Annotated in this window: 21 protein-coding genes; 3 read left to right on the top strand and 18 right to left on the bottom strand. The window is 69.8% G+C overall.

Annotated elements, in window-relative coordinates:
- The 17 genes from LPA41_RS18175 to mqnC all read right to left on the bottom strand — a co-directional run bounded on the left by LPA41_RS18175 (window position 1) and on the right by mqnC (window position 18,826).
- The gene (locus LPA41_RS18175) at window positions 1–1,542 is read right to left on the bottom strand and encodes an NADH-quinone oxidoreductase subunit M (RefSeq protein WP_229071803.1); all 1,542 of its coding nucleotides are present in this window, start codon (window positions 1,540–1,542) and stop codon (window positions 1–3) included.
- A gap of 63 nt (window positions 1,543–1,605) precedes the next feature.
- Window positions 1,606–3,537 (bottom strand): NADH-quinone oxidoreductase subunit L, encoded by a 1,932-nt coding sequence (gene nuoL / locus LPA41_RS18170; RefSeq protein WP_229071801.1) that lies wholly within the window; start codon window positions 3,535–3,537, stop codon window positions 1,606–1,608.
- A gap of 11 nt (window positions 3,538–3,548) precedes the next feature.
- Window positions 3,549–3,848 (bottom strand): NADH-quinone oxidoreductase subunit NuoK, encoded by a 300-nt coding sequence (gene nuoK / locus LPA41_RS18165; protein WP_229071799.1) that lies wholly within the window; start codon window positions 3,846–3,848, stop codon window positions 3,549–3,551.
- Window positions 3,845–4,615, bottom strand: a complete 771-nt coding sequence (locus tag LPA41_RS18160) for an NADH-quinone oxidoreductase subunit J (RefSeq protein ID WP_229071798.1) — start codon at window positions 4,613–4,615, stop codon at window positions 3,845–3,847. The genes nuoK and LPA41_RS18160 overlap by 4 nt, the downstream gene beginning before the upstream one ends.
- Window positions 4,612–5,247: an NADH-quinone oxidoreductase subunit NuoI gene (gene nuoI / locus LPA41_RS18155; protein ID WP_229071796.1), complete on the bottom strand. Its 636-nt coding sequence runs from the start codon at window positions 5,245–5,247 to the stop codon at window positions 4,612–4,614. Before nuoI ends, LPA41_RS18160 begins: the two co-directional genes overlap by 4 nt.
- A gap of 1 nt (window position 5,248) precedes the next feature.
- On the bottom strand, window positions 5,249–6,616 hold the full coding sequence (gene nuoH, locus LPA41_RS18150; RefSeq protein WP_374238173.1) for an NADH-quinone oxidoreductase subunit NuoH: 1,368 nt from the start codon (window positions 6,614–6,616) through the stop codon (window positions 5,249–5,251).
- Window positions 6,613–9,108 carry an NADH-quinone oxidoreductase subunit G gene (locus LPA41_RS18145; protein WP_229071794.1) on the bottom strand — a complete coding sequence of 832 codons (2,496 nt, stop codon included), beginning with the start codon at window positions 9,106–9,108 and terminating at the stop codon, window positions 6,613–6,615. Before LPA41_RS18145 ends, nuoH begins: the two co-directional genes overlap by 4 nt.
- Window positions 9,109–9,166: 58 nt before the next feature.
- The gene (gene nuoF, locus LPA41_RS18140) at window positions 9,167–10,483 is read right to left on the bottom strand and encodes an NADH-quinone oxidoreductase subunit NuoF (protein WP_229071792.1); all 1,317 of its coding nucleotides are present in this window, start codon (window positions 10,481–10,483) and stop codon (window positions 9,167–9,169) included.
- Window positions 10,480–11,709, bottom strand: coding sequence for an NADH-quinone oxidoreductase subunit NuoE (nuoE, locus tag LPA41_RS18135; RefSeq protein WP_304523777.1), 1,230 nt, complete (start codon window positions 11,707–11,709; stop codon window positions 10,480–10,482). Before nuoE ends, nuoF begins: the two co-directional genes overlap by 4 nt.
- The gene (locus LPA41_RS18130) at window positions 11,709–13,034 is read right to left on the bottom strand and encodes an NADH-quinone oxidoreductase subunit D (RefSeq protein ID WP_229071790.1); all 1,326 of its coding nucleotides are present in this window, start codon (window positions 13,032–13,034) and stop codon (window positions 11,709–11,711) included. The genes nuoE and LPA41_RS18130 overlap by 1 nt, the downstream gene beginning before the upstream one ends.
- Window positions 13,031–13,750, bottom strand: a complete 720-nt coding sequence (locus LPA41_RS18125; protein ID WP_229071788.1) for an NADH-quinone oxidoreductase subunit C — start codon at window positions 13,748–13,750, stop codon at window positions 13,031–13,033. The genes LPA41_RS18130 and LPA41_RS18125 overlap by 4 nt, the downstream gene beginning before the upstream one ends.
- Window positions 13,747–14,418, bottom strand: a complete 672-nt coding sequence (locus tag LPA41_RS18120) for an NADH-quinone oxidoreductase subunit B family protein (RefSeq protein WP_229071913.1) — start codon at window positions 14,416–14,418, stop codon at window positions 13,747–13,749. The genes LPA41_RS18125 and LPA41_RS18120 overlap by 4 nt, the downstream gene beginning before the upstream one ends.
- A 5-nt stretch (window positions 14,419–14,423) precedes the next feature.
- A complete protein-coding gene (locus LPA41_RS18115; RefSeq protein ID WP_229071786.1) occupies window positions 14,424–14,789 on the bottom strand; it encodes an NADH-quinone oxidoreductase subunit A in 366 nt (121 codons plus the stop codon).
- A gap of 80 nt (window positions 14,790–14,869) precedes the next feature.
- Window positions 14,870–16,168: a geranylgeranyl reductase family protein gene (locus tag LPA41_RS18110; RefSeq protein ID WP_229071784.1), complete on the bottom strand. Its 1,299-nt coding sequence runs from the start codon at window positions 16,166–16,168 to the stop codon at window positions 14,870–14,872.
- A gap of 100 nt (window positions 16,169–16,268) precedes the next feature.
- Window positions 16,269–16,547 carry a hypothetical protein gene (locus tag LPA41_RS18105; RefSeq protein WP_229071782.1) on the bottom strand — a complete coding sequence of 93 codons (279 nt, stop codon included), beginning with the start codon at window positions 16,545–16,547 and terminating at the stop codon, window positions 16,269–16,271.
- A 49-nt stretch (window positions 16,548–16,596) separates the two neighbouring features.
- Window positions 16,597–17,292, bottom strand: a complete 696-nt coding sequence (locus LPA41_RS18100; RefSeq protein ID WP_308036577.1) for a demethylmenaquinone methyltransferase — start codon at window positions 17,290–17,292, stop codon at window positions 16,597–16,599.
- A gap of 292 nt (window positions 17,293–17,584) precedes the next feature.
- Window positions 17,585–18,826 carry a cyclic dehypoxanthinyl futalosine synthase gene (mqnC, locus tag LPA41_RS18095; protein WP_229071780.1) on the bottom strand — a complete coding sequence of 414 codons (1,242 nt, stop codon included), beginning with the start codon at window positions 18,824–18,826 and terminating at the stop codon, window positions 17,585–17,587.
- Window positions 18,827–18,931: 105 nt separating this feature from the next.
- Between mqnC and LPA41_RS18090 the strand changes: the two genes are divergently transcribed.
- From LPA41_RS18090 to LPA41_RS18080, 3 genes are all read left to right on the top strand, one after another.
- Window positions 18,932–21,955, top strand: a complete 3,024-nt coding sequence (locus tag LPA41_RS18090; RefSeq protein WP_229071778.1) for a DEAD/DEAH box helicase — start codon at window positions 18,932–18,934, stop codon at window positions 21,953–21,955.
- 1 nt (window position 21,956) lies between these two features.
- A complete protein-coding gene (locus LPA41_RS43000) occupies window positions 21,957–22,787 on the top strand; it encodes an SWIM zinc finger family protein (protein WP_229071776.1) in 831 nt (276 codons plus the stop codon).
- A gap of 192 nt (window positions 22,788–22,979) precedes the next feature.
- The gene (locus tag LPA41_RS18080; protein WP_229071774.1) at window positions 22,980–23,933 is read left to right on the top strand and encodes an aldo/keto reductase; all 954 of its coding nucleotides are present in this window, start codon (window positions 22,980–22,982) and stop codon (window positions 23,931–23,933) included.
- A gap of 78 nt (window positions 23,934–24,011) precedes the next feature.
- Here LPA41_RS18080 and LPA41_RS18075 read toward each other — a convergent pair whose 3' ends face one another.
- Complete coding sequence (locus tag LPA41_RS18075) at window positions 24,012–25,556, bottom strand: hypothetical protein (RefSeq protein ID WP_229071772.1); 1,545 nt, start codon at window positions 25,554–25,556, stop codon at window positions 24,012–24,014.
- Between the last annotated feature and the right edge of the window lie 82 nt (window positions 25,557–25,638).

Below are 25,638 nucleotides of genomic sequence, written 5' to 3'. Positions count from 1 at the left end.
TCAGCCGCCTGCCTTTCCATCCGCGACCACCGTCGGGGCCGGGTCGGTGGTGCCGACGTCCTGCAGGGTCGCCTGCACCGCCGGGTTGATCACGTCGGTGACCGGTTTCGGGTAGAAGCCGAGCACCAGCAGCAGGGCGATCAGCGGCGCGACCACGAACTTCTCGCGCAGACTGAGGTCCTTGGACATCGCCGGCACCTCGGCCAGCGCCGGGTTGAGCGTGCCCTGTGTGGTCCGCTGGATCATCCACAGCACGTACGCCGCCGCCAGGATGATGCCCAGGGTCGCCACCACGGCGTACCCCTTGTGCACGCTGAACGTGCCGATCAGGACCAGGAACTCGCTGACGAACGGCGCGGTCCCGGGCAGAGCCAGCGACGCCAGACCGGCGAAGAACAGCACACCGGCCAGCACCGGCACCAGTTTCCCGGCGCCGCCGAAGTCACTGACCAGCGCCGACCCGCGCCGGGCCACGAACATCCCGACCACGATGAAGAGCAGGCCGGTGGCGAGGCCGTGGTTGACCATGTAGAGCACCGCGCCCGTGCCGGCCTGGGTGGTGAACGCGAAGATGCCGATGCCGATGAAGCCGAAGTGCGCGATCGACGTGTACGACACCAGCCGCTTCAGGTCCTTCTGGCCGACCGCGAGCAGCGACGCGTAGATGATGCCGATGACCGCGAGGGCCATCGCGGCCGGCGCGAACCAGCGCGACGCCTCCGGGAAGAGCGAGAGGCAGTAGCGCAACAGGCCGAACGTGCCCACCTTGTCCATCACGCCGACGAGCAGCGCGGCCGCACCGGCAGGCGCGGCACCACCGGAGTCCGGCAGCCAGGTGTGGAACGGGAAGAACGGCGCCTTGATCGCGAACGCCACGAAGAAGCCCAGGAACAGCCAGCGCGCGGTGTTCGGATCAATCGAGGCGGTCGCCTCGGCGAGCTTGGTGAAGTCGAAGGTACGCCCGCCGAGCACCCACAGACCGATCACCGAGGCGAGCATGAAGAGGCCGCCGACCAGGCTGTAGAGGAAGAACTTGACCGCCGCGTACTGCTTCTGGCCGGTGCCGAACGACCCGATGATGAAGTACATCGGAATCAGCATGATCTCGAAGAACACGTAGAACAGGAAGACGTCCGCCGCGGCGAACACACCGATCATCGTGAATTCGAAGGACAGCAGCAGCGCGAAGTACGCCGGTGCCGACCGGCGGCTCTGGTCGACGTCGTTCCAGGAGGCCAGGATGACGACCGGGAAGAGGATCGCGATGAGCATCAGCATGACGAGCGCGATGCCGTCGGCGGCGAAGGTGAAGCGGGCGTCCCAGGTGGGGATCCACGCGTACGACTCGTGGAACTGGAACCGGTCGCCGTCGATGGTGAACGCCAGCCACATGACGACGCTGAGCACCAGGACGACAAGTGACCAGGCGAGCGCGACGATCTTCGCCAGCTCGGCCTTGGCCCGCGGGATGAACGCCACCACTGCCGCGCCCACCAGCGGAAGCACGGTGAGAACGCTCAAGAACGGGAACTCATCGAACATTATTCGGCCTCCCAAATCCCGCAAAGCCGACGATTGTGTTGTGGCCGGACCGAATAATGTTCGTCACGCCAACCACCCCAGCTGGATCGCGATGAAGGCGCCGACGACCAGCATGGCGCCGGTGAGCATCGAGAGCGCGTAGGACCGTACAAAACCGGTCTGAAGCCGCCGCAGGCGCGCGGAGCCCCCGCCGATCCCGGCCGCCAGGCCGTTCACCACACCGTCGATGCCCCGGTTGTCGAGGAAGACCAGGGCCCGGGTGAGGTAGATGCCGGGCCGCTCGAACACCGCCTCGTTGAACGCGTCGGTGTAGAGGTTGCGCCGCGCCGCGGTGACGAGTGCCCCAGCAGGCTGCGGCTCGGTGGCCGTGCCGTTGCGGAACAACGCCCACGCCAGACCGGCGCCGAGGACCGTGACCACCAGCGACAGGATGGTGACCGTGGTGTGCCCGAGCACCCCGTGCGCCGCCTCGCCGTGCGACTCACCCAGCACCGGCGTGAGCCACTCCGGCACGCTGGTGCTCATCAGGTAACCCGCACCGACCGAGCCGATCGCGAGCAGGATCAGCGGAATCGTCATGATCGGCGGCGACTCGTGCGGATGCTTGATGTCGTCGGTCCAGCGGGCCGGGCCGTGGAACGTCAGCCAGAACAGCCGGGTCATGTAGAACGCGGTGAGCCCGGCGCCGAGCAGCGCGGCCAGGCCGAACACCCAGGCCTCCCAGACCACTTCGCGCTCGAACGCGGACGCGATGATCGGCTCCTTGGAGAAGTAGCCGGAGAGCGGCGGGATGCCGATGATCGCAAGCCAGCCGGTGCCGAAGGTGATCCAGGTGATCTTCATGTGCTTCGACAGGCCGCCGAACCGCCGGATGTCGACCTGGTCGTGCATGCCGTGCATGACCGAGCCGGCGCCGAGGAACATGTTGGCCTTGAAGAAGCCGTGGGCCAGCAGGTGCACGATGGCCAGCGCGTACGCGCCACCACCGAGCCCGACGCCGAGGAACATGTAGCCGATCTGGCTCACCGTCGACCAGGCGAGCACCCGCTTGATGTCGTCCTTCGCCGCGCCGATGACACAGCCGATCAGCAGGGTCAGCGCACCCACGCTCACCACGATCAGCTGCAGCGTGGTGTTCGCCGAGAAGATCGGGTTGGAGCGGGCGATCAGGTAGACGCCCGCGGTGACCATGGTCGCCGCGTGGATCAGGGCGGAGACCGGGGTCGGGCCCTCCATGGCGTCCGGCAACCACGCCTGCAACGGGAACTGGCCGGACTTGCCGCAGGCGCCGAGGAGCAACAGGATGCCCATGATCAGCACGGTGCCGGCGGCGAGCGTGGAGGCGCCGTTGAAGACGTCGTCGTACTGGGTGCTGCCCAGCTCGGTGAACATCAGGAAGATGCCGATGGCCAGGCCGGCGTCGCCGACCCGGTTCATCAGGAACGCCTTCTTACCGGCGGTGGCCGCCGACGGCCGGGTGTACCAGAACGAGATCAGCAGGTACGACGCCAGGCCGACGCCCTCCCAGCCGAAGTAGAGCATCACGTAGTTGTTGCCGAGGACCAGCAGCAACATCGCGGCGACGAAGAGGTTGAAGTAGGCGAAGAACTTGCGCCGGCCGGGGTCGTGCTCCATGTAGCCGACCGCGTACAGGTGGATGAGTGATCCGACGCCGGTGATCAGCAGGACGAAGACACCGGAAAGCGGGTCGAAGAGCAGGCCGAAGTCGACGTTGAGGCCGCCAACGACGATGAAATCCCAGAGGCTCAGCTCGGCCGAACGCCGATCGGCGTCCAGCCCCGCGAGGCTGGCGAAGAAGACCAGGCCGAGCACGAACGATGCGGCGACCGAGAGGACGCCGAGCCAGTGCCCCCACTTGTCGGCCCGCCTGCCGAGCAGCAGCAGGACGGCCGCACTGGCGAGCGGGATCGCGACGAGCAGCCAGATGCTGCTCAGCACTCCCGTCGGTGGGGCAAACTCCACTGTCTGTTCCACGTGAAGGCCCTTCAGTACTTGAGGAGGTTCGCGTCGTCAACGCTCGCCGAGCGTCGCGTACGGAAGATCGACATGATGATGGCGAGGCCGACCACGACCTCGGCAGCCGCGACGACCATCACGAAGAACGAGATGATCTGGCCGTCCAGGCCGCCGTTGATCCGGCTGAAAGTGATCAGCGCGAGGTTCGCCGCGTTCAGCATCAGCTCGATGCACATGAACAGGACGATCGCGTTACGCCTGATCAGTACACCGATCGCGCCGATGGTGAACAGGACGACCGAGAGAACGATGTAGTAGTCAGGAGTCACTTCTCCGTGCCCTTCGGTGCGACCTCCGAGCTGCTCAGCTCACGGACCGGAAGGATCGGCGAGATGCTGCGCTCGGCACCGTTGCCGTCCGGCAGGCGGGCCGGCGCGGCCACCGACATGGTGTTCGCGTAGACGCCGGGACCGGGCTTCGGCCCGGGGTAGTTGCCCGGCCGGAAGCGCTCCTTCATCCGCGTCACCTGGTCGAGCTTCTCCTCCTTGGCCTTCTCCACGTGGGCCAGCACCATGGCGCCGACCGCAGCCGTGATGAGCAGGGCCGAAGTCACCTCGAACGCGAACACGTAGTTGGTGAACAGCAGCGCGGCCAGACCCTTGACGTTGCCGTTCTGGTTCGCCTCGGTCAGGCCGACCACGGTGATGTCACCGAGCGAACGGGCCAGACCGGTGGCGATCAGTGCGGCGAACCCGACGCCGAGCAGGATCGCCGCGACCCGCTGACCACGCAGCGTCTCGATCAGCGAGTCCGAGGCGTCCCGGCCGACAAGCATCAGCACGAACAGGAACAGCATCATGATGGCGCCGGTGTAGACGATGATCTGCACCATGCCCAGGAACGGCGCCGCGTTGACGACGTAGAGGAAACCCAGGCAGAGCATCGTCACGACCAGCCAGAGCGCGGAGTGCACCGCGTTGCGGGCCAGCACCATGCCGAGCGCGCCGATCACCGATACCGTGCCGAGGATCCAGAACGCGACAGCCTCGCCGGTGGAGACCGGCGCGGCCGCGGCGGCGATCAACAGGTCGGTCATCGCGGCGAACCCTCCTTGCGTACGGTGCCCGCCGTCTCCGCCCGGTCGACGTGCTCCGCCGGGTCGGACGCGTCGTGGGTGTCCGCATCGGACCACGGTGCGCGTTCCGCACCGGCCGACGTCCCCGGGTTGGTCAGCGCACCGATGTAGTAGTCCTTGTCGGTCTCGCCGAGCCGCATCGGGTGCGGCGGCATCTCCATGCCGGGCAGCAGTGGCGCCAGGAGCTCCTTCTTCGTGAAGATCAGATCCTGACGGCTGTCACGGGCCAGCTCGTACTCGTTGCTCATGGTGAGCGACCGGGTCGGGCAGGCCTCGATGCAGAGCCCGCAGAAGATGCACCGGGCGTAGTTGATCTGGTAGATCTTCGCGTACCGCTCGCCCGGGGAGAACCGCTGCTCGTCGGTGTTGTCGCCGCCCTCGACGTAGATCGCGTCGGCCGGGCAGGCCCAGGCGCAGAGCTCGCAGCCGATGCACTTCTCCAGCCCGTCCGGGTGCCGGTTCAGGATGTGCCGGCCGTGGTACCGAGGTGCCGGCTTCGGCGGGGAGAACGGGTAGTCGGTCGTGATCACCTTGCGGAACATGTGCGCGAAGGTCACGCCGAAACCCTTGAAGGAGCCGGTCAGAGTGGCCACGTCACACCTCCTTCGTCTCGGGGTCGCCACCGACGGTGGCCGGGGCACGTTCGGCCACGGCTCGGCGGGCGCGGGGGCTCGGCGGCACCTGCAGGTCCATCGGCGGGACCGGGAAGCTGCCCGGTGGGCGCCGGGCGAGCTCCTCCTCGATCGCGACCGGCTTCGGTTTCTTCGGCGCCGGCCAGCGCCAGGCGACGAGCAGCACGACGAGCGCGATAGCACCGGTGGAGATCCACCGGACCTCGTCGGAGAGCTCGCCGCTGCGGGCGACCTTGAAGTACGCCAGGAAGAGGATCCACACCAGGTTGACCGGGATGAGGACCTTCCAGCCGAACCGCATGAACTGGTCGTAGCGGAGCCGGGGCAGCGTGGCCCGCAGCCAGATGAACCCGAAGAGCAGGATCAGCACCTTGCCGAAGAACCAGATCAGCGGCCAGTAGCCGGAGTTCGCGCCCTCCCAGACGGTGGTGATCGGCGCGGGCGCCCGCCAGCCGCCCAGGAACAGCGTCGTGCAGAACGCCGAGACGGTGATCATGTTGATGTACTCGGCGAGGAAGAAGAGCGCGAACTTGAACGACGAGTACTCCGTGTGGAAGCCGCCGACCAGCTCCGACTCCGCCTCGGGCAGGTCGAACGGCGCCCGGTTCGTCTCACCGACCGCCGCGATCATGTAGATCACGAAGCTGGGGAGGAGCTGGATCGCGTACCACCCGGGCGCCGTGAGGTCGACGCCGAAGATGTTGACCGGGGTGCCGTCCGCCTGGGCCGCGACGATCTGCGACGTGCTCATCGTGCCGGCGGTCATGAACACCGCCACGATCGAGAGGCCCATCGCGACCTCGTACGAGATCATCTGGGCGCTGGACCGGAGACCACCGAGCAGCGGGTAGGTCGAGCCGGAAGCCCAGCCGGCCAGCACGACGCCGTAGACCGCCATCGAGGAGCAGGCGAGCAGGACCAGCACCGAGACCGGCACGTCGGTGAGCTGAAGCGCGGTCTGCTGACCGAACATGTTCACCACGCCGCCGAACGGGATCACCGAGAACGCGGTGAACGCCACCGTCGCGGAGATGACCGGGGCGATGAAGTAGACCACCTTGTCGGCGGTCTTCGGGATGATCTCCTCCTTGAACGGCAGCTTCAGGCCGTCGGTGAGGCTCTGCAACCAGCCCTTCGGCCCGACCTGGTTCGGCCCCGGCCGGACCGCCATCCGGGCCACGACCTTGCGCTCATAGTTGATCGTGAACAGGGTCAGCAGCAGGAGCAGCACGAACACGCCGAACAGCTTGATCAGCGTGATCCACCAGATGTCGTTCTCGAACGTCTCGAGGGTCGGATCGACGGCGTGCGCCGCCAGCAGTGCGTTCATCGCGCAACCCCTTCGGCCAGGATCGGGCCCGGTACGCCGGCCTGCAGCCGGACCACCGCGCCGGCGGTCACGCCGAGACTGCGGCGGACCGTCGAGCCCGGTGAGTTGGTGGGCAGCCACACCACGGCCGGCGGCAGGTCGGTGATCGCCGCCGGCAACGTGACCCCACCCCGGTCGGTGCTGACCGTGACCAGGTCACCGTCGACAACCCCGAGCGACTCCGCCAGGTCCTTGCCGATCCGGGCCACCGGCGGGCGGGCCGTGCCGGCCAGGACCTCGTCGCCGTCGAGCAGCGTGCCCAGGTCGAGCAGCTGGTGCCAGGTGGCGAGGACCGCCTCCCGCTCGGCCGGCCGGGCCGGCTCCACGACCTCGGCGGCCGGCAGTGCCGGCCGGGCCGTCGCGGCCGGCAGACTGCCGAGCTCCCGGCGGATCGCCGAGACGTCACCGGTGTTCAGGGTGACGTCGAGCAGGGCCGCGATCGCCTCCAGCACCCGGCCGTCGGTCATCGCCGTGCCCGGGAGAACCGCGGCGAACGAGCGCAGCCGGCCCTCCCAGTCCATGTAGGTGCCGGCCTTCTCGACCGCCGGGGCGATCGGCAGCACCACGTCGGCGTGCCGGGTCACCGCGCTCTGCCGCAGCTCCAGGCTGACCACGAACGGCACGGCCGCGAGCGCCTCCTCGGCCAGCCGCGGGTCGGCCAGGTCGGCCGGGTCCACGCCGCCGACCAGCAGGGCGCCGAGTGTGCCGTCCGCGGCCGCCGCGACGATCCGGTCGACATCACGACCGGCCGTGCTGGGCAGCACGCCCGCCTCGACCCGCCAGGCGAGCGAGAGCTCGGCCCGGGCGGCCACGTCGGTGACCGGACGGCCGCCGGGCAGCAGGTTCGGCAGGCAACCGGCGTCGAGCGCGCCCCGGTCACCGGCCCGGCGCGGCACCCAGGCCAGCCGGGCGCCGGTCCGCCGGGCCAGGGCGGCCGCTGCGGAAAGTCCACCGGGCACGGTCGCCAGCCGCTCGCCCACGATCAGCACGGAGCCGGGCGCGCTGAGCGCGCCGGCGACCGCCGGATCGGTGTTGAGCAGCCGGGCCTCGTCACCGGGGACCGCCGCGACGAGCGCGGCGCCGAGCTTCTCCAGACCCCGGGAGAGGTACGGCGAGACGGCCGTGACCGTGAGCTTCCGCTTGAGGTGGCCCTTGCGCAGGCGCAGGAAGAGGATCGGGCACTCCTCCTCCGGCTCGAGCCCGACGATCAGGACCGACGGCGCGTTCTCGACCGCCTCGTACGTCACGTCGGTGATCCCGGCGACCGAGGCCGCGAGGAAGTCCGCCTCCTCCGTCGTGGCCGGTGACGAGCCGGAACTCCGGATCGGCCGGGCCCGGAAATCGATGTCGTTGGTGCCGAGCACGACCCGGGCGAACTTCGCGTACGCGTACGCGTCCTCGACCGTCAGCCGCCCACCCGGAAGCACGCCCACGCCGCGCTCCCGTGCGTCCCGCAGACCCTCCGCCGCCGCCAGCAGCGCCTCACTCCAGGAGGCCTCCCGCAGCCGGCCGGAGGCCGGGTCGCGCAGCAGCGGCGTGGTGATGCGATCGGTGGCCGTGGTGTACCGGAAGCCCCAGCGGCCCTTGTCGCAGTTCCACTCCTCGTTGACCGCCGGGTCGTCACCGGCCAGCCGGCGCAGCACCTTGCCGCGCCGGTGGTCGGCGCGCTGCGAACAGCCCGCCGCGCAGTGCTCGCAGGCGCTCGGCGAGGAGACCAGGTCGAACGGGCGGGCGCGGAACCGGTACTGCTCGCCGGTGAGCGCACCGACCGGGCAGATCTGGATGGTGTTGCCGGAGAAGTACGAGTTGAACGGCACGTCCCCCTCGTCCTCGCCGGCCTGACCGTCCCCGGTGCCCTCGCCGCCGAAGAAGTCGTCCCGGTAGACGTTGATCTGCTCGCCGGAGGAACGGTCCATCAGGTCGATGAACTTGTCACCGGCGATCTCCTCGGAGAACCGGGTGCAGCGCTGGCAGAGCACGCAGCGTTCCCGGTCCAGCAGCACCTGGCTGGAGATGTGGATCGGCTTCTCGTACTCCCGCTTGTGCTCGACGAAGCGCGAGTCGGCCCGGCCGGTGCTCATCGCCTGGTTCTGCAGCGGGCACTCGCCGCCCTTGTCGCAGGTCGGGCAGTCGAGCGGGTGGTTGATCAGGAGCATTTCCATGATCCCGGCCTGCGCCTTCGCGGCCACCGGCGAGCTGAGCTGGGTCTTCACCACCATGCCCTCGGCCACCGTCTGGGTGCACGAGGCGACCGGCTTGCGCTGGCCCTCCACCTCGACCAGGCACTGCCGGCAGGCGCCGGCCGGTGCGAGCAGCGGGTGGTCGCAGAACCGCGGGATCGCGATGCCCATCCGCTCGGCGACCCGGATGACCAGCTCGCCCTTCTCCGCCGTCACCTCGACGCCGTCGACGGTGAGGGTGACGGTGTCCGCTTTCTTGGCTACGTCAGTCATCTGAGCCCACCTTTCGATGCGGACTGCGGGGCTTGCTTCGCTGCGCTCCTCGCTCGCATCAGTGGGCTCCCACGAGGGTCTTCTCCGACAGCCGAGGAGCGGTGCGGCCCTCGATGTAGCCGAGGTAGTCGTCCCGGAACCACTTCAGCGTCGACACGACCGGGGTGGCCGCGCCGTCGCCGAGGCCGCAGAACGACCGGCCGAAGATGTTGTCCGCGGTGTCCTGGAGGGTGTCGAGGTCGGCGTAGGTCCCCTGCCCGGCGAGGATCCGCCGGTAGGTGCGGACCATCCAGTAGTTGCCCTCCCGGCACGGGGTGCACTTGCCGCACGACTCGTGGTGGTAGAACTCCAGCCACCGCCACGTGTTGTAGACCGGGCAGTCCTGGTCCGAGAAGATCTGCATCGCCGTGGTGCCGAGGATCGACCCGGCCGCCGCGACACCCTCGAAGTCCATCGGGGTGTCGATGTGCTCGGCGGTCAGGATCGGCGTCGACGACCCGCCCGGCGTCCAGAACTTCAGGTTGTGCCCCGGCTTCATGCCCCCGGCCAGCTCGATCAGCTCGCGCAGGGTGATGCCGAGGCCGCACTCGTACTGCCCGGGGTTGGTGATCCGGCCGGAGAGCGAGTAGATCATCGGGCCGGCCGACTTCTCGGTGCCCATGCTCTTCCACCAGTCCGCGCCGCCCAGCACGATGTAGGGCACGCTGGCGATGGTGCCGACGTTGTTGACCACCGTCGGGCTCGCGTAGAGGCCGGCGACGGCCGGGAAGGGCGGGCGCAGCCGGGGCTGGCCGCGGAACCCTTCCAGGGAGTCGAGCAGGGCCGTCTCCTCACCGCAGATGTAAGCGCCGGCACCGCTGTGCACCACCAGGTCCAGGTCGAACCCGGAGCCGAGGATGTTCTTGCCGAGGTAACCCTTGGCGTACGCCTCCTGGACCGCGTTGCGCAGCCGCCGCGCGGCGTGCACCGCCTCACCGCGGATGTAGATGAACGCCCGGTTCGCCCGGATGGCGTAGGAGGCGATGATCGCGCCCTCCACCAGCGAGTGCGGGTCGTACGTCATCAGCGGCAGGTCCTTGCAGGTACCGGGTTCGCCCTCGTCCGCGTTGATCACGAGATAGTGCGGCTTGCCGTCGCCCTGCGGGATGAAGCCCCACTTCAGGCCGGTGGGGAAGCCGGCGCCGCCACGACCGCGCAGACCGGAGTCCTTCACCAGCTGGATCAGGTCGTCGGGGTGGACATCGAGAGCCTTGCGCAATGCCAGATAGCCGTCCAGCCGCTCGTAGACGCCGATCTGCCAGGCGTCCGGCGAGAGCCAGCGCTTGGTGAGTACGGGGGTGAGCTTCTGGAGGACCTCCGGCCGGGGCTGGGTCACTTCTCCTCCTCGGTGCCACGCGGGACGTTCTGCCAGCCGGGGTTCGGGTCCGCGGCGTCCGGCTTCTGATCGGCGGTGCGCTGGCTGACGATCCGCTCGCCGCGGGTGGTGTCACCGGCCGGCTTGCCGTCACCGGCAGTCCTGTTCTGTGCCACGCCGGCCGCCTCGGCCGGGTTCTCCGGGGCCGGCTCGTCCGCCTCGGCGCCGCCGGTCCGGTCCGGCTCGCCCATGGTGGGGTTGCGCTGCTCGGCCGTGCGGACCTCGGGGTCCTTGAGGTCACCGGTGTCGGTGGTCCGGCCCGCATGGCCGGCGGCCTGGTCGGCGACCTGGTGGTCCGCCTTGGTGTGCCGCCGGTCCTCGACCTTGTCGGCGACCGCGCCGGCCGCCGCCTTGACCGCGCCCGCCGCCTTTTTGGCGACCGAGGCGATGCGGCCCTCGGGTTTCGGCTCGACCGGCTTGTCCGCGTCGTCCGTCCGGGGCGGCAGCGCGCTCTCGTCCCGGGCCGGCTTCGTCCTGGTGATCGGTGTGTCGGTGTCGAACCCGGCCACCGCGACGCCGTGCTCTTGGGCCAGGCGCACGCCGCGCAGGGTCGGCGCGCCGGCCACCCCGTCGCCGACCGCACCGTCCCGCGGGTCGGCGAAGCCGGCCAGCTGGAACTGCATCTCCTTGAGCGAACAGATCCGGGCGCCCCGGGCGGGCGTCGGCCGCTCACCCTGGCGCAGGCCCTCCACCAAGGCGATCGCCGACTCCGGCGTGGCCTCGTCGATCGTGAAGTCGTAGTTGACCGTCACGACCGGCGCGTAGTCACAGGCGGCGAGGCACTCGGCGTGCTCCAGCGTGATCTTGCCGTCGGCCGTCGTCTGGTCGTGCCCGACACCGAGGTGCTCGGCCAGCTCGTCGTAGACCTGCTGGCCGCCCAGCACATTGCACAGGGTGTTGGTGCAGACACTCACCAGGTACTCGCCGGTGGGGCGGCGCTTGTACATCGTGTAGAACGTCGCGACCGCGCCGACCTGCGCCTTGTTGATCCCGAGGATCTCGGCGCAGAACGAGACGCCCTGCGGGCTGACGTACCCCTCCTCGGTCTGCACCAGGTGCAGCAGCGGGAGCAGCGCCGAGCGTTCCCGGCCCGCCGGGTAGCGGGCGAGGATCTCGCGGGCCGGTTCCAGCAGTTTCTCCGCGAGAGGCGCGGCCGCCGGCGAGAAGTCCACCGTGGTCTCGGACATCAGCGGTCACACCCACCCATCACGGGGTCCAGGGAGGCGCCGCCGGCGATGACGTCGGCGAGCAGCGCCCCCTCGGCCATCGCGGGGATGGCCTGAAGGTTGACGAAGCTCGGCTCGCGGTAGTGCACCCGGTACGGGTGGGTGCCACCGTCGGAAACCGCGTGTACGCCAAGTTCGCCACGCGGATGCTCGATCGCGACATAGACTTGACCAGGCGGAACCCGGAAGCCCTCGGTCACGAGCTTGAAGTGGTGGATCAATGACTCCATCGACTGACCCATGATCTTGGCGACGTGCTCGAGCGAGTTGCCGAGCCCGTCCACGCCCAGCGCGAGTTGCGACGGCCAGGCGATCTTCTTGTCCGCGATCCAGACCGGGCCGGGACGGAGCCGGTCCAGCGCCTGCTCGACGATCTTGAGCGACTCCCGGATCTCGGCGATCCGGACCAGGTAACGGCCCCAGACGTCGGCGGTCGTCGCGGTCGGCACGTCGAACTCGTAGGTGTCGTAACCGCAGTACGGCATGGTCTTGCGCAGGTCCCAGGGCAGACCGGCGGCGCGCAGCACCGGACCGGTGATGCCCAGTGCCAGGCAGCCGGTCACGTCCAGGACGGCGACCCCTTGCGTACGGCGTTGCCAGATCACCTGGTCGGAGAGCATCGCCTCGTACTCCTTGAGGCGTTTGGGCAGGTAGACCAGGAAGTCGCGGATCTTGCGAACCGCGGACTCCGGCAGGTCCTGTGCCAGACCGCCCGGGCGGATGTACGCGTTGTTCATCCGCAGGCCGGAGGTCTCCTCGAAGATGTCGAGGATGTACTCACGCTCGCGGAAGCCGTAGAGCATCATCGAGATCGCGCCCAGCTCCATGCCGGTCGTCGCGAGCCAGACCAGGTGCGAGGCGATCCGCTGCAACTCCATGAACATGACCCGGATCGTGGTGGCCCGCTCGGTGATCTGATCGGTGATGCCGAGCAGCTTCTCCACCGCGAGGCAGTAACCCGCCTCGTTGGACATGTTCGAGAGGTAGTCCATCCGGGTGACAAAGGTGACGCCCTGTGTCCAGTTCCGGTACTCCAGGTTCTTCTCGATCCCGGTGTGCAGGTAACCGATGACCGGACGGCACTCGACGACCGTCTCGCCCTCCAGCTCCAGCACCAGGCGCAGCACGCCGTGCGTGGACGGGTGCTGCGGCCCCATGTTGACGACGATCTTCTCGTTGCTGAGCGGGTCGACGCCGGCCGCGATGGTGTCCCAGTCGCCGCCGGTGACCGTGAAGACCCGGCCCTCGGTGGTCTCGCGCTCGGTCGCGTACTCGGATGTCGTCATTGGTAGACCCTCCGCTGGTCGGGCGGCGGAATCTCGGCGCCCTTGTACTCCACCGGCACGCCGCCGAGGGGGTAGTCCTTGCGCTGGGGGTGCCCCTCCCAGTCGTCCGGCATCAGGATCCGGGTGAGGTTGGGGTGTCCGGCGAAGACGACGCCGAACATGTCGTAGACCTCGCGCTCCTGCCAGTCGGCCGTCGGGTAGACGCCGGTGACGCTGGGAACGCTCACGCCGTCCGGAACCGCGACCTCCAGGCGCACCCGCCGCCGGTACGTCATCGAGGTCAGCTGGTACGTCACGTGGAACCGGCGCTCGTCGCTGCCGAGATAGTCGACCGCGTCCACGGAGGAGCACAGCTCGAATCGCAGCGACTCGTCGTCGCGCATTACCTGACAGACCTCGGTGATTTTCTCGGGCCTGATGTGAAGTGTGAGTTCCGCCCTATCTACCACCACCTTCTCGATGGCTTCGGAGAAGGCCGGATAAGCTTCCTCCAACGCGTCATAGACGTCGTCGAAATACCCGCCGTACGGCCGTGGGCTGTCAAAAACAGCAGGTCGTGGGCGGACCAGACGACCGAAGCCGGAAACGTCACCGGTACCTTTGACACCGAACATGCCCTTGTCGGGGCTGGGCGGTGTCTGTGCCGGCGCACCCAGTTCCGCTCCGGTCGGCGCAGTAGTTGGTACGCCACCCTCAGTGCCGGAAGAAATGCTCATTTGACACCTTCCCGCAAATGCGGCTGGAGCTTCATCCAGTTCTCGATCCGCAATTGCTCCTCACGGCCTTCCTTGACGGCCTGAGTCCATTCCGCCCGCCGCGTCTTGTCGGCGCGGTACGAGGACGGCATGGCACCCGGCGCCACGATCGGCGACTTGCCCTCCGCTTCGCGAGCGGCGAGCATCTTGAGCCCGTTGGGACCCAGCGGCGCCGCCATGACCTTCTCGCGCATCTTGAGGATCGCGTCGATCAGCATCTCCGGTCGGGGCGGACACCCCGGCAGGTAGATGTCGACCGGGACGATGTGGTCGACGCCCTGCACGATGGCGTAGTTGTTGAACATGCCGCCGGACGAGGCACAGACACCCATCGAGATCACCGAGCGCGGTTCGGGCATCTGGTCGTAGATCTGCCGGACCACCGGGGCCATCTTCTGACTGACCCGGCCCGCGACGATCATCAGGTCGGCCTGCCGGGGCGAGGCCCGGAACACCTCCATGCCCCAGCGGCCCAGGTCGTAGTGCGGGCCGCCGGCCGCCATCATCTCGATGGCACAGCAGGCCAGGCCGAAGGTGGCGCCCCAGAACGATGACTTGCGGGCGTAGTTGGAGAGTTTCTCCACCGAGGTGAGCAGGATGCCGGCAGGTAGCTTCTCTTCGATTCCCATGCGTATCAGTCCCAGTTCAGGCCGCCGCGCCGCCACACATACGCGTAGGCGATGAACACGGTGACGATGAAGAGGACCATCTCCACGAACCCGAACAGCCCGAGCGCGTCGAACGAGACGGCCCACGGGTAGAGGAAGATGGTCTCGATGTCGAAGATGATGAAAAGCATCGCGGTCAGGTAGAACTTCACCGGGAACCGGCCGCCGCCGATCGGCTGTGGAGCCGGCTCGATGCCGCACTCATAAGCCTCGAGTTTCGCCCGGTTGTAGCGCTTGGGCCCGACGATGGGCGCGATGGACACCGAGAACAACGCGAAGAGGGCGCCGAGGATCAGCAACCCGACGATCGGGACATAAGGGTTGACCGTCATGTTCACTCCCGTACGACTGTTAGCCGCTTCACACTAGTTCGTGCTCTTTTGTATCCCTTTGCTCGGGGTGCCCAGTTCCGTCAGCGGACGGCGGGCGCCACCTTGGTCAAACCGTTGATGATGCGATCCATGGCGTCGCCGTCCCGGGGGTCGGTCAGGTTGGCCAGGAGCTTGAGGACGAACTTCATGAGCGTCGGGTGCGGCATGCCGTACTTCGTGGCGAGCCGCATGATCTGCGGGTTCCCGATCAGCTTCACGAATATCCCGCCGAGGCGGTAGTAGCCGCCGAAGCGGAGAGCGAGCTCGGCCGGGTAGGCGCTCAGGGCCCGCTCGCGCTCCGGCCCCGCCGGCCGCGCCAGGGCCTGCACCGCGATCTCGGCGGCCAGCTCACCGGACTCCATCGCGTACGCGATGCCCTCGCCGTTCATCGGGTTGACCATGCCGCCGGAGTCGCCGACCAGCAGGACGCCGCGGCTGTAGTGCGGGACCCGGTTGAAGCCCATCGGCAGCGCGGCACCGAGCGTCGGCCCGTCCGCGTTCGCCTCGTCGCGCAGGCCCCAGTCCTCCGGGGTGCTGCCGAGCCAGTCGGTGAGCAGGTTGCGGTAGTTCGTCTTGCCGAACGCGTCGGACGAGTTGAGGATGCCGAGGCCGACATTGACCCGGCCGTCGCCGAGACCGAAGATCCAGCCGTAGCCGGGCAGGAGCCGGGCCGGGTCCTGCGCGCTGCGCAACTCCAGCCAGGACTCGAGGTAGTTGTCGTCGGCCTTGGCCGCCGAGTGGTAGTAACGCCGGACGGCCACGCCGAGCGGGCGGTCGTCGCGCTTGGCCAGGCCGAGGGCGAGCGGGAACTTGCCGGAGACGCCGTCAGCGGCAATCACCAGGGGCGCGCGGTACTCCACCGGCTCCTTGCCGGCGCCGGCTTTCGCCTGGACGCCGATCACGTAACCGTCCTCGTCGAACACCGGGCCGGTGACCGTCACGCCGGTGCGCAGCAGGGCGCCCGCCTCGGTGGCGCGCCGGGCCAGCAGGTCGTCGAAATCCATCCGGGTCCGGACCAGACCGTAGTTCGGGAAGCTCGCGAGGTCGGGCCAGTCCAGTTCCATCCGGACACCGCCGCCGATCACCCGCAGGCCGCGGTTGTGCAGCCAGCCCGCCTTCTCCGATGTGTCCACACCCATCCGGATCAGCTGGCGCACCGCCCGTGGCGTGAGACCGTCGCCGCACACCTTCTCGCGCGGGAACTCGGTCTTCTCCAGGAGCAGCACGCGCATGCCGTGCCGGGCCAGGTGGTACGCCGCGGCAGAGCCACCCGGCCCCGCTCCGACCACGATCACGTCCGCCTCATCGGCGACGATCGAACTCGCTCCGTGGTCGCTCACGGTCCAACCTCCATCTCGTGCGATGCTCGTGAATTAGTTCACAAGCATCCCTCGATCGGAGTGTAGGCCGACAATCGAAGATCTTTGCGCTTAGGTTCGCCTAATTGTTCTGGCGTGGCTGGGGCGCCGGGTCCGGAGCGGGCAGAACCTTCTCCGCCACACCGAGCGCGGGCCCGTCCAGATGGTCGCGGATGGTTCCGCCCATGGCCCGGTCCAAGGCGACGATCAGCCCTTCCACCAGGTCCTGAGCCAACAAGGGATCTTCGGCAGCGACCATCCGCAGACGGCTGGCCAGCTCGGTCGCGCGACGCTCGCCGGCTTCGCCCTCGTCGATCGCGATGTCGATGTCGGTGTCCTCGAGATGCCCAATATCGGTCATAAATCCGAGCTAAACAGCCATTGGCGGCCTTGTACGCCGAATGCCGGATTTATACCCGGGTGGCGCGATGCAGCGCCACGATGCCGCCGGAGAGGTTGCGCCAGCCGACCCGGTCCCACGGCCCCGACTCGGCGATCCGGGCGGCCAGACCACGCTGATCCGGCCAGGCGCGGATCGACTCGGCGAGATAGACGTACGCCTCCGGGTTGGAGGAGACACCGCGCGCCACCGCCGGCAGGGAGCGCATCAGGTACTGCATGTAGAGGGTCCGGAACGGGCCGTTCGTCGGGTGGCTGAACTCGCAGACCACCAGCCGGCCGCCCGGACGCGTCACCCGGGCGAACTCACGCAGCGCAGCGGCGGTGTCCACGACGTTACGCAGCGCGAAGGAGATGGTCACCGCGTCGAAGGTGGCGTCGGCGAACGGCAGCCGCAGGGCGTCGCCGGCGAGCAGCGGCACGTCCGGCCGGGTCACCCGCCCGGCCCGCAGCATCCCGATCGAGAGGTCGGCGCCGACCGCGAACGCGCCGGACCGGCCCAGTTCCTCCGTGGAGACGCCGGTGCCGGCACCCACGTCCAGGACCCGCTCCCCGGGCCGCAGGCCGAGAGCGGCCCGGGTGGCCCGGCGCCAGCCCCGGTCCTGGCCGAAGGCGAGCACGGTGTTGGTGAGGTCGTAGCGGTTGGCCACGCCGTCGAACATCTCGGCGACCTCGTGCGGCTGCTTGTCCAGGTCTGCGCGCGTCACAAGGGCGATTCTGCTCCACCTCGGGAGAAACAGAACGGGCGGGATGGTTTCCCATCCCGCCCGTGCCTCGTGCGTTATATATACGACCGCCATCGGTCGGGTCCGACTGCTCGTCACCGGCGCTGACCGCGACTGGCGACGCATGAGGTTCCGCTGTCTTACGCAGGCAACGTAACCAGCCGGACAGGGCCGGTACAGGCAACCGGCGGGCTCGTTACGAAGGAGCAACCCACCCTCACCGGTCCGACGACCCGAACCTGGCCGAACGGCCGACGACCACCCCCCAAAGGGGTCAGGATGCCTCCACGAGCGGCAGCTGGGTGCGACCTGCGCCACCACCCGGGATCGCGATCGACGAGAAGTGCGAGACCACCCGCTCGTCGGTCGGGTCGTCCGCCTCGGTCAGGTGCACGGCCAGGTGGCTGTACCACGTGTCGCGCTGCGCGGGGATCCGGTCGGCAGTGCGGATCATCGAGATCAGTTCCCGCAGGTTCGACCGGTGCCGGGCGCCGGCCGAGGAGATCACGTTCTCCTCCAGCATGATCGAGCCCAGGTCGTCGACACCCATGTGCAGCGACAGCTGGCCGATGTCCTTGCCGGTGGTGAGCCAGGACGCCTGCAGGTGCGCCACGTTGTCGAAGAACAGCCGGGAGACCGCGATGAACCGCAGGTACTCCATCGTGGTGGCCTGGGTGCGGCCCTTGAGGTGGTTGTTCTCCGGCTGGTAGGTCCACGGGATGAACGCCCGGAACCCGCCGACAGTGTGGCTCTGCTCCACGGCGTCGTCGCGGTAACCGTTCGCCACCGCCAGGTCCTGCACGTCACGGATCATGCGGATGTGCTCGATACGCTCCGCGTTCGTCTCGCCGGTGCCCATCATCATGGTGGCCGTCGAGGAGAGCCCGTTCCGGTGCGCCACGGCCATCGCCTCGAGCCAGCGCTCACCGCTCTCCTTCAGCGGGGCGATCGCCTTGCGCGGCCGCTCGGGCAGCATCTCGGCGCCGGCGCCGGCGATCGAGTCCAGCCCGGCCGCCTTGATGCGGAGCACCGCGTCCTCGATCGAGACGTTCGAGACCTTGGCCATGTGCAGGATCTCGCTCGGCCCGATCGAGTGGATCGCGAGCTGCGGGAACGCCTGCTTCACCGAGGAGAAGAGCTCCTCGTAGTACTCCACGCCGTAGTCCGGGTGGTGCCCACCCTGGAGCATCACCTGGGTGGCGCCCAGGTCGACCGCCTCGCCGCACCGCCGGAGGATCTCCTCGGTCGGGTGCGACCAGCCCTCCTTGTGCTTCGGCGCCCGGAAGAACGCGCAGAACTTGCACGCGGTGACGCAGACGTTTGTGTAGTTGATGTTCCGGTCGATCAGGTAGGTGACGACACCGTCCGGGTAGCGCCGACGCCGGACCGCGTCGGCCGCCTCACCAAGCGCATGGAACGGGGCCTGCGTGTAGAGGAGCAGCGCCTCCTCGGGCGTGATCCGCCCGCCGTCGGCGCCGCGCTGCAGGATGCTGTCGATCTCCGGATTCGCGGTCACGATTCGAAGCGTACGTCTCGGCGGCGGCCTGCGTCAGCGGCGCGGGTCACCGGCGCCGCTGACGTGCGCGGGTAGTCTCGACGGGGCTTTGCGGAGGGGGTGCAAGTGCTCGTCGTGCATGCCGGCTGGGTGCCGGGCCGGACCGGACCGGGCCGGCTCGTGCTCTGGGCGGAGGATCCGGCGTCGCCGCCGGCGCCGGCGTCCCGGGCACGCCAACGGCCGCACCCCTGCGCGGCGCCCGCGGAGTCCCTGCGCGCCGCGCTCGGCGAGCCGGTCGCCGCCGCCGAGGCGACGACGCTGCCGGCCGCCCTGCCCGGCACCGCCCGCGGGCCACTGCCGTCCCCCGAGGCCGACGCCGGCACCGACACCGGCCCGGCGCCGCGCGGTCTGCGGCTGGGCTCCTGGACCGTGCCGGTGCTCGCGGTGCCCGCGGCCGACGCCACCGCGGTCCTCGCCACCCTCGCCGACCCCGATCCGGGCGCGCCGTGGGTGGCCGGTTCCTCGTTGCGCTACCTGTGCCTGCTCGCCGGGTACGCGTGCGACCTGGCCCGCCGCGGCCGGATGCTGCCGCAGCTGGCCGTCGAGGCCGGGGTGCCGGCGGCCCGCTGGCGCCCGGTGCTCACCGGGCCCGACGCGGCCACCTTCCGCGACTTCGCGGCCGGCATCCCGCCGGTGACGCGGGCCCTCGGCGCGGCGGAGGGGCACCCCGCCGGCCGGGTCGTCCGGGACGCCCTGGACGCGCTGCTCGACGAGGCGGCACGCGGCCTGATGCCGGACCGGATCCTGGCCGGGATGCGGCCCGGCCCGAAAGCGCCGCTGCCGGACCGCTGGCTCTCCGCGCTCACCGCCGAGCCGTCCCTGCCCGGTGCGGCGAGCGGTGAGGTCCGTGAGCTGCGCCAGGCGCTCGACGACTGGATGCGCTCGGCCAACGCGGCGAACGGGCCGATCCGGGTCAGCTTCCGGCTGATCGAGCCGGAGCCGGGCGCCGACGAGTGGGCTCTCGAGTTCGCGCTCCAGTCGGCCGACGACCCCAGCCTCTACCTGCCCGCGGCCGCCCTGTGGGAGGGCGAGCGGTTCCCCGGCCTGCCCCGCCGGCCCGACGAGACGCTGCTGGCCGGGCTCGGCCGGGCCGTCCGGCTCTTCCCGCTGCTGCACGTGGCCCTGCTCGAACAGCGGCCGGCCGCGATGCCGCTCACCACCGGTGAGGCGTTCGAGTTCCTGCGGCAGGTGGCGCCGCTGCTCCAGGCCGCCGGGTTCGGCGTGCAGCTGCCCGCCTGGGCCGGTCGCAAGCAGGTGGGTCTCAAGCTCACCACCAGGTCGAAACCGAAAACCAAGGCCGGCGCGTCCCGGGCCGTCGCCGACTCCGGGTTCGGCCTCGCCGAGCTGGTCGAGTTCCGGCTCGACCTGGTGATCGGCGACAGCACGGTCAGCGCCGAGGAACTGGCCGAGCTGGCCCGTCTCAAGGTGCCCCTGGTCCGGGTCCGCGGTCAATGGGTGGAACTCGACGACCGGCAGCTCAAGGCCGCGCTCAAGGCGGTGAGCGAGCGCCGCACCGGTGAGATCACCGCCGGTGAGGTGCTGGAGCAGGTGGTCGAGGGCGGCGAGGAGGACCTGCCGCTGATCGAGGTCGACGCCGACGGCCTGCTCGGTGATCTGCTGTCCGGCCAGGCCGCGGACCGCCTGACCCCGCTTCCCACGCCGGACGGTTTCCACGGGACGCTCCGGCCGTACCAGGAACGTGGTCTTTCCTGGCTGCACTTCCTCAGCCGGCTCGGGCTGGGCGGCATCCTCGCCGACGACATGGGTCTCGGCAAGACCGCGCAGACGCTGTCCCTGCTGCTCACCGACCCGGCCGAGAAGACGCTGCTGGTCTGCCCGATGTCGCTGGTGAGCAACTGGCAGAAGGAGGCGGCCCGGTTCGCGCCGGGGCTGCGCGTCTACGTGCACCACGGCGGCACCCGGCGGCGCGGCGCGGAGTTCGACACGGCGGTGGCGGCGGCCGATCTGGTGCTCACCACTTACGGCACCGCGCTGCGCGACCTGGAGACGCTGCGCGAGGTCGCGTGGGGGCGGGTGGTCTGCGACGAGGCCCAGGCGATCAAGAACAGCGGCACCCGGCAGTCCCAGGCGGTCCGGGCGATCCGCTCGCGGACCCGGCTCGCGCTCACCGGCACACCGGTGGAGAACCACCTCGCCGAGCTCTGGTCCATCATGGATTTCTGCAACCCGGGGCTGCTCGGGCCGGCGAAACGGTTCCGCCGGCGTTTCCAGGAGCCGATCGAGAACCGGCAGGACGCGGACGCGGCGGCCGCGCTGAAACGGGCGACCGGCCCCTTCGTGCTGCGGCGCCTCAAGACCGACAAGACGATCATCTCGGACCTTCCGGAGAAGAACGAGATGAAGGTGTGGTGCTCACTCACGCCCGAGCAGGCCACCCTCTACCAGGCCGTGGTCGAGGACATGATGGCCGAGATCGAGAACAGCGAGGGCATCCAGCGGCGCGGCAACGTGCTCGCCGCGATGATGAAGCTGAAGCAGGTCTGCAACCATCCGGCCCACCTGCTCAAGGACGGTTCCCGCCTGCCGGGCCGGTCGGGCAAGCTGGCCCGGCTGGAGGAACTGGCCGAGGAGATCGTCGAGGACGGCGACAAGGCGCTGGTCTTCACGCAGTACGCGGAGTGGGGTTCGCTGCTCCAGCCGTACCTCACGGCGCAACTCGACCGACCGGTGCTCTGGCTGCACGGCGGGCTCGGCAAGGCGCGCCGCGACGAGCTCGTCGAACGGTTCCAGACCGGCACCGAGCCGATGATCTTCCTGCTTTCGCTGAAGGCCGCCGGCACCGGCCTCAACCTGACCGCGGCGAACCACGTCGTCCACTTCGACAGGTGGTGGAACCCGGCGGTCGAGGACCAGGCGACCGACCGCGCGTTCCGCATCGGGCAGTCCCGTGACGTGCAGGTCCGCAAGTTCATCTGCACCGGCACGCTGGAGGAGAAGATCGACCAGATGATCGAGCGGAAGAAGGCGCTCGCCTCAGCGGTCGTCGGCACCGGCGAGGAGTGGATCACCGATCTGAGCACCGACCAGCTGCGTGAGCTCTTCGCCCTCGACCCGGGGGCGGTGAGCTGAGGTGCCGATCGACCCGGAAGGGCGCTTCTACGAGGCCGCGCGCCCGATCGAGGTGGACGGCGGGCTCGCGGTCCGGTCCCAGCGCGGCAAGATCGGCGAGCAGTGGTGGTCGCGGCGGTTCGTCGACGTGCTCGAGGACGTCTGCCAGCCGGGACGGCTGGCCCGCGGCCGGACCTACGCCCGCAAGGGGCAGGTGCTCGACTTCGCGCTGCGGCCGGGCCGGGTGACGGCCCGGGTGCAGGGGTCGCGGCCGACGCCGTACCAGGTCGAGATCGGGATCACGGCGTACGACGAGGAGCAGTGGGCCGGCATCACGGCGGCGCTGGCCGGCCGGGCGCTCTACCGGGCGGCCCTGCTGGCCGGCGAGATGCCGCACGAGATCGTCGACCTCTTCACCGACCTCGGGCTGCCGCTCTTCCCCGGGGAGCTGGACATCACCTGCTCCTGCCCGGACTGGGGTGTCCCCTGCAAGCACGGGTCGGCCGCGCTCTACGTGCTCGCCGAGGCCTTCGACGACGACCCGTTCCTGGTGCTCGCGTGGCGTGGCCGGGACCGGGACACGCTCCTCGGCGACCTGCGCGGCACCCCGGAGCCGGAGGAGGAGCCGGCCGACCCGCTCGCCGTCGAGGAGGAACCCCTGGCGCAGCGGCTGGCCGATTTCTATACCCCCGGGGTCAGCCTGGGCCGGCTGCGGGAACGGCCGGCACGCGGCGCCACCCCGCCGGAACTCCTGCTGCGCGCCCTCGACCCGCCACCCGTGCGGGTGCGGCACCTGCCGCTCGTCGACGCGCTCCGCGCCACCTATCGCGACCTGGGCAAAGAGGTCGACTGAGGCCCTGGGCCGCGCCCATCGTGAACCGATCGTGGGCGAGTCCACGATGGACGCGGCGGCTTGCCGGGCTACCCGGCCCGGCCCTCACAGAGTGCCCTCAACTCTGCGAGAGGTAACAAGTCGTGTCAATAGACGATAACCAATATGTTGTTCCGTCGTGGCACCTGCCCGGGGGCGGCATAGGGTCGGCACATGAGTGAGATGACCTACCGCCGGCTGGGCGACTCGGGGCTCGTCGTGTCCGTCGTCGGCATCGGCTGCAACAACTTCGGCCGCAAGCTGGACGCCGACGGCACCCGCGAGGTGGTGGACGCCGCCTTCGACGCCGGCATCACCCTGTTCGACACCGCGGACATCTACGGCACGCCGCACGGCACCTCCGAGGAGCTGCTGGGCCAGGCACTCAAGGGCCGGCGCGACGAGGCGGTGCTGGCCACCAAGTTCGGCATGAACATGGAGGGGCTCAACGGCCGGGACTTCGGCGCCCGCGGCTCCCGGCGGTACATCACCCGCGCCGTCGAGGCCTCCCTGCGCCGGCTGGAGACCGACCACATCGACCTCTACCAGATGCACGAGCCCGACCCGGCCACCCCGATCGACGAGACACTCGCCGCGCTCGACGACCTGGTCCGCTCCGGCAAGGTCCGCTACCTGGGCAACTCCAACTTCGCCGGCTGGCAGATCGCGGACGCCGACTGGACCGCGCGGACCGCCGGCCAGGCCCGCTTCATCAGCGCGCAGAACAGGTACAGCCTGCTGCACCGCGACGCCGAGGCCGAAGTGGTGCCGGCCTGCGAGCGATTCGGCCTGGGTCTGCTGCCGTTCTTCCCGCTCGACTCCGGCCTGCTCACCGGCAAGTACCGCCGGGGCGAACCGCCGGCCGCCGGCACCCGGATGTCGCAGCAGCGCTACGCCTCCTGGCTCGACACCGCCGACTGGGACACCATCGAGGCGCTCACCGCCTACGGCGCCGAGCGCGGCCGCAGCCTGCTCGACGTCGCGATCGCCGGCCTGGCCGCCCGGCCCGCGGTGACCAGCGTGATCGCCGGCGCGACCACGGCCGAGCAGGTCCGGGCGAACGCGGCGGCCGGCTCCTGGCAGCTGGACGCGGCGGACGTGGCTGCCCTGGAGGCGATCCTGAGCTGACCGTTCCCCCTGCGGCCCGGCGGTCGGCAGGCGCGCCGCGCGGTCGTTCACCGCGCGGTCGTTCACCGCGCGGTCGTTCTACTCCACCAGAGTGATGGTCCGGCGGCGCCGGGCCGCCCGGTAGGCGATCAGGCCCACCACCAGCAGCACCGCCCCGCCGCCCGCGAGCAGCCCGGCGGGCGCGCCGGTGATCGGCAGCCCTTCGCCGCCGCCCTGGCCGGCCGAGGGCATGTCCACGGTGAGCGCGGCCCGGTCGTTGCCGCGCTTCGTGTCCTGCACCCCGCCGTCGACGGTCACCGCGCCCGCCGCGTGCCGGCCGTCGAGGATCTCGGCCGTGAAGGTGAAGAGCACCTTCTGGTTCTTCGCCAGCGTGTCCACCGCGCAGACGTAGTCCCGGCCGTTCAGCGACTCGTCCTCGTAGTCGACGTCAGCCGGCGAGGTCCCCGGCATACAGGCACTGTCGATCCGGACGAGCCGCACGCCGGTCGGCATCTTGACGTGGACGAACGGGAACCAGTTGAAACCGATCGGAACCGTCGCGGTCGGCCCGAGGTTCTGCACACCGGCCTCGGCCTCCACGGTGTCGCCGGGCTGGCCCGCGAAGACGCCACCGATGGCCCGGCTGTCCGCGGCGGATCGCGGCACCGACACCGCGAACTCGGCGAAGTTGTCCTCCGGGTTGAGGTCGTCGATCCCGGCCGGCTCCTCGTCCTCCTCGTCGGTCGCGGTCAGCCTGGCCTCCAGCTTCAGCTCCGCGCCGGTCGCGCCGGCGGTCCGGCGGTCGAACTCGCCGAGGAACTCGCCGGTGATGCCGACGGCGGTGACGAAGACCGGGTAGTCGTACGGACCGGGCGCGTCGGCCTTCACCCTGACCCGCAGCGGCGTCGACTCCGGCAGGACGAAGGTGCCACCGGCCGCCAGCGGATCCTCGAAGACGCAGAGCACGCCGCCGAGCTCCTCGTCCTGCACCGCGGCGCAGTTGCGGTAGTCGAGTTCCGCCGCCACGCCGTCGTGCAGCGGGAACACGACCAGCCCGACCGCTTCGACCGCCTTGTCACCGGTGTTGCGCACCTCGAACGGCACGTCGGCGGACCTGCCGCGGCCGAGCTTCAGGCTCTTGATGTCGCCGACCTCCAGGTCGGCGCCACCCTTGTCGGTCTGCACGACGGCGACCGAGGACTCGAAGCTGGGCAGCCCGCCGACGGTGGTGGTGACCGGGATGCTTCCCACCGGTCCGGCAGCGGCCGCAGGCTTGACCGTGAACCGCAGGGTGCGCCGCTCACCCGGCTTGAAGTCGCCAAGCTCGCAGGCGTTCCGCACGCAGCCGGCCGGCGGGGTGAAACCGAGGGCGGTGCCGACCGGGTGGGCCTTGTCGCCGAACCGGAGCACGACGTCCTCAGCCGGGACGGTACCGGTGTTGTAGAGGCTGAACTTGACCGTCTTCGACTGCCCGCTGACGACCGTCACCGTCTCCGGCCCGGTGAAGGTCACGAACGGGATGTCGCCGTCCTCGGCCGCCTGTGCGGGCAGGGCCAGACCGGTGACGGCCATGCCGGCCACCACGGCCAGACCGCCGGCCACCGCGGGCCGGGCAAGACGACGGAACAAACTGCGCAGGCGCATGGTCACCGATTCCGGGATCGACGGCCGCGCGTGCGGCCGGAGAGATTCCGCGGATCTTATAACCGGCCCGGCGGCGGGAACG

The organism is Actinoplanes sp. DH11, from assembly GCF_020873875.1.
GTDB lineage: Bacteria > Actinomycetota > Actinomycetes > Mycobacteriales > Micromonosporaceae > Actinoplanes.
The sequence above is the reverse complement of the archived record's forward strand: the minus strand, read 5'-3'. Positions and strand labels throughout refer to the sequence as shown.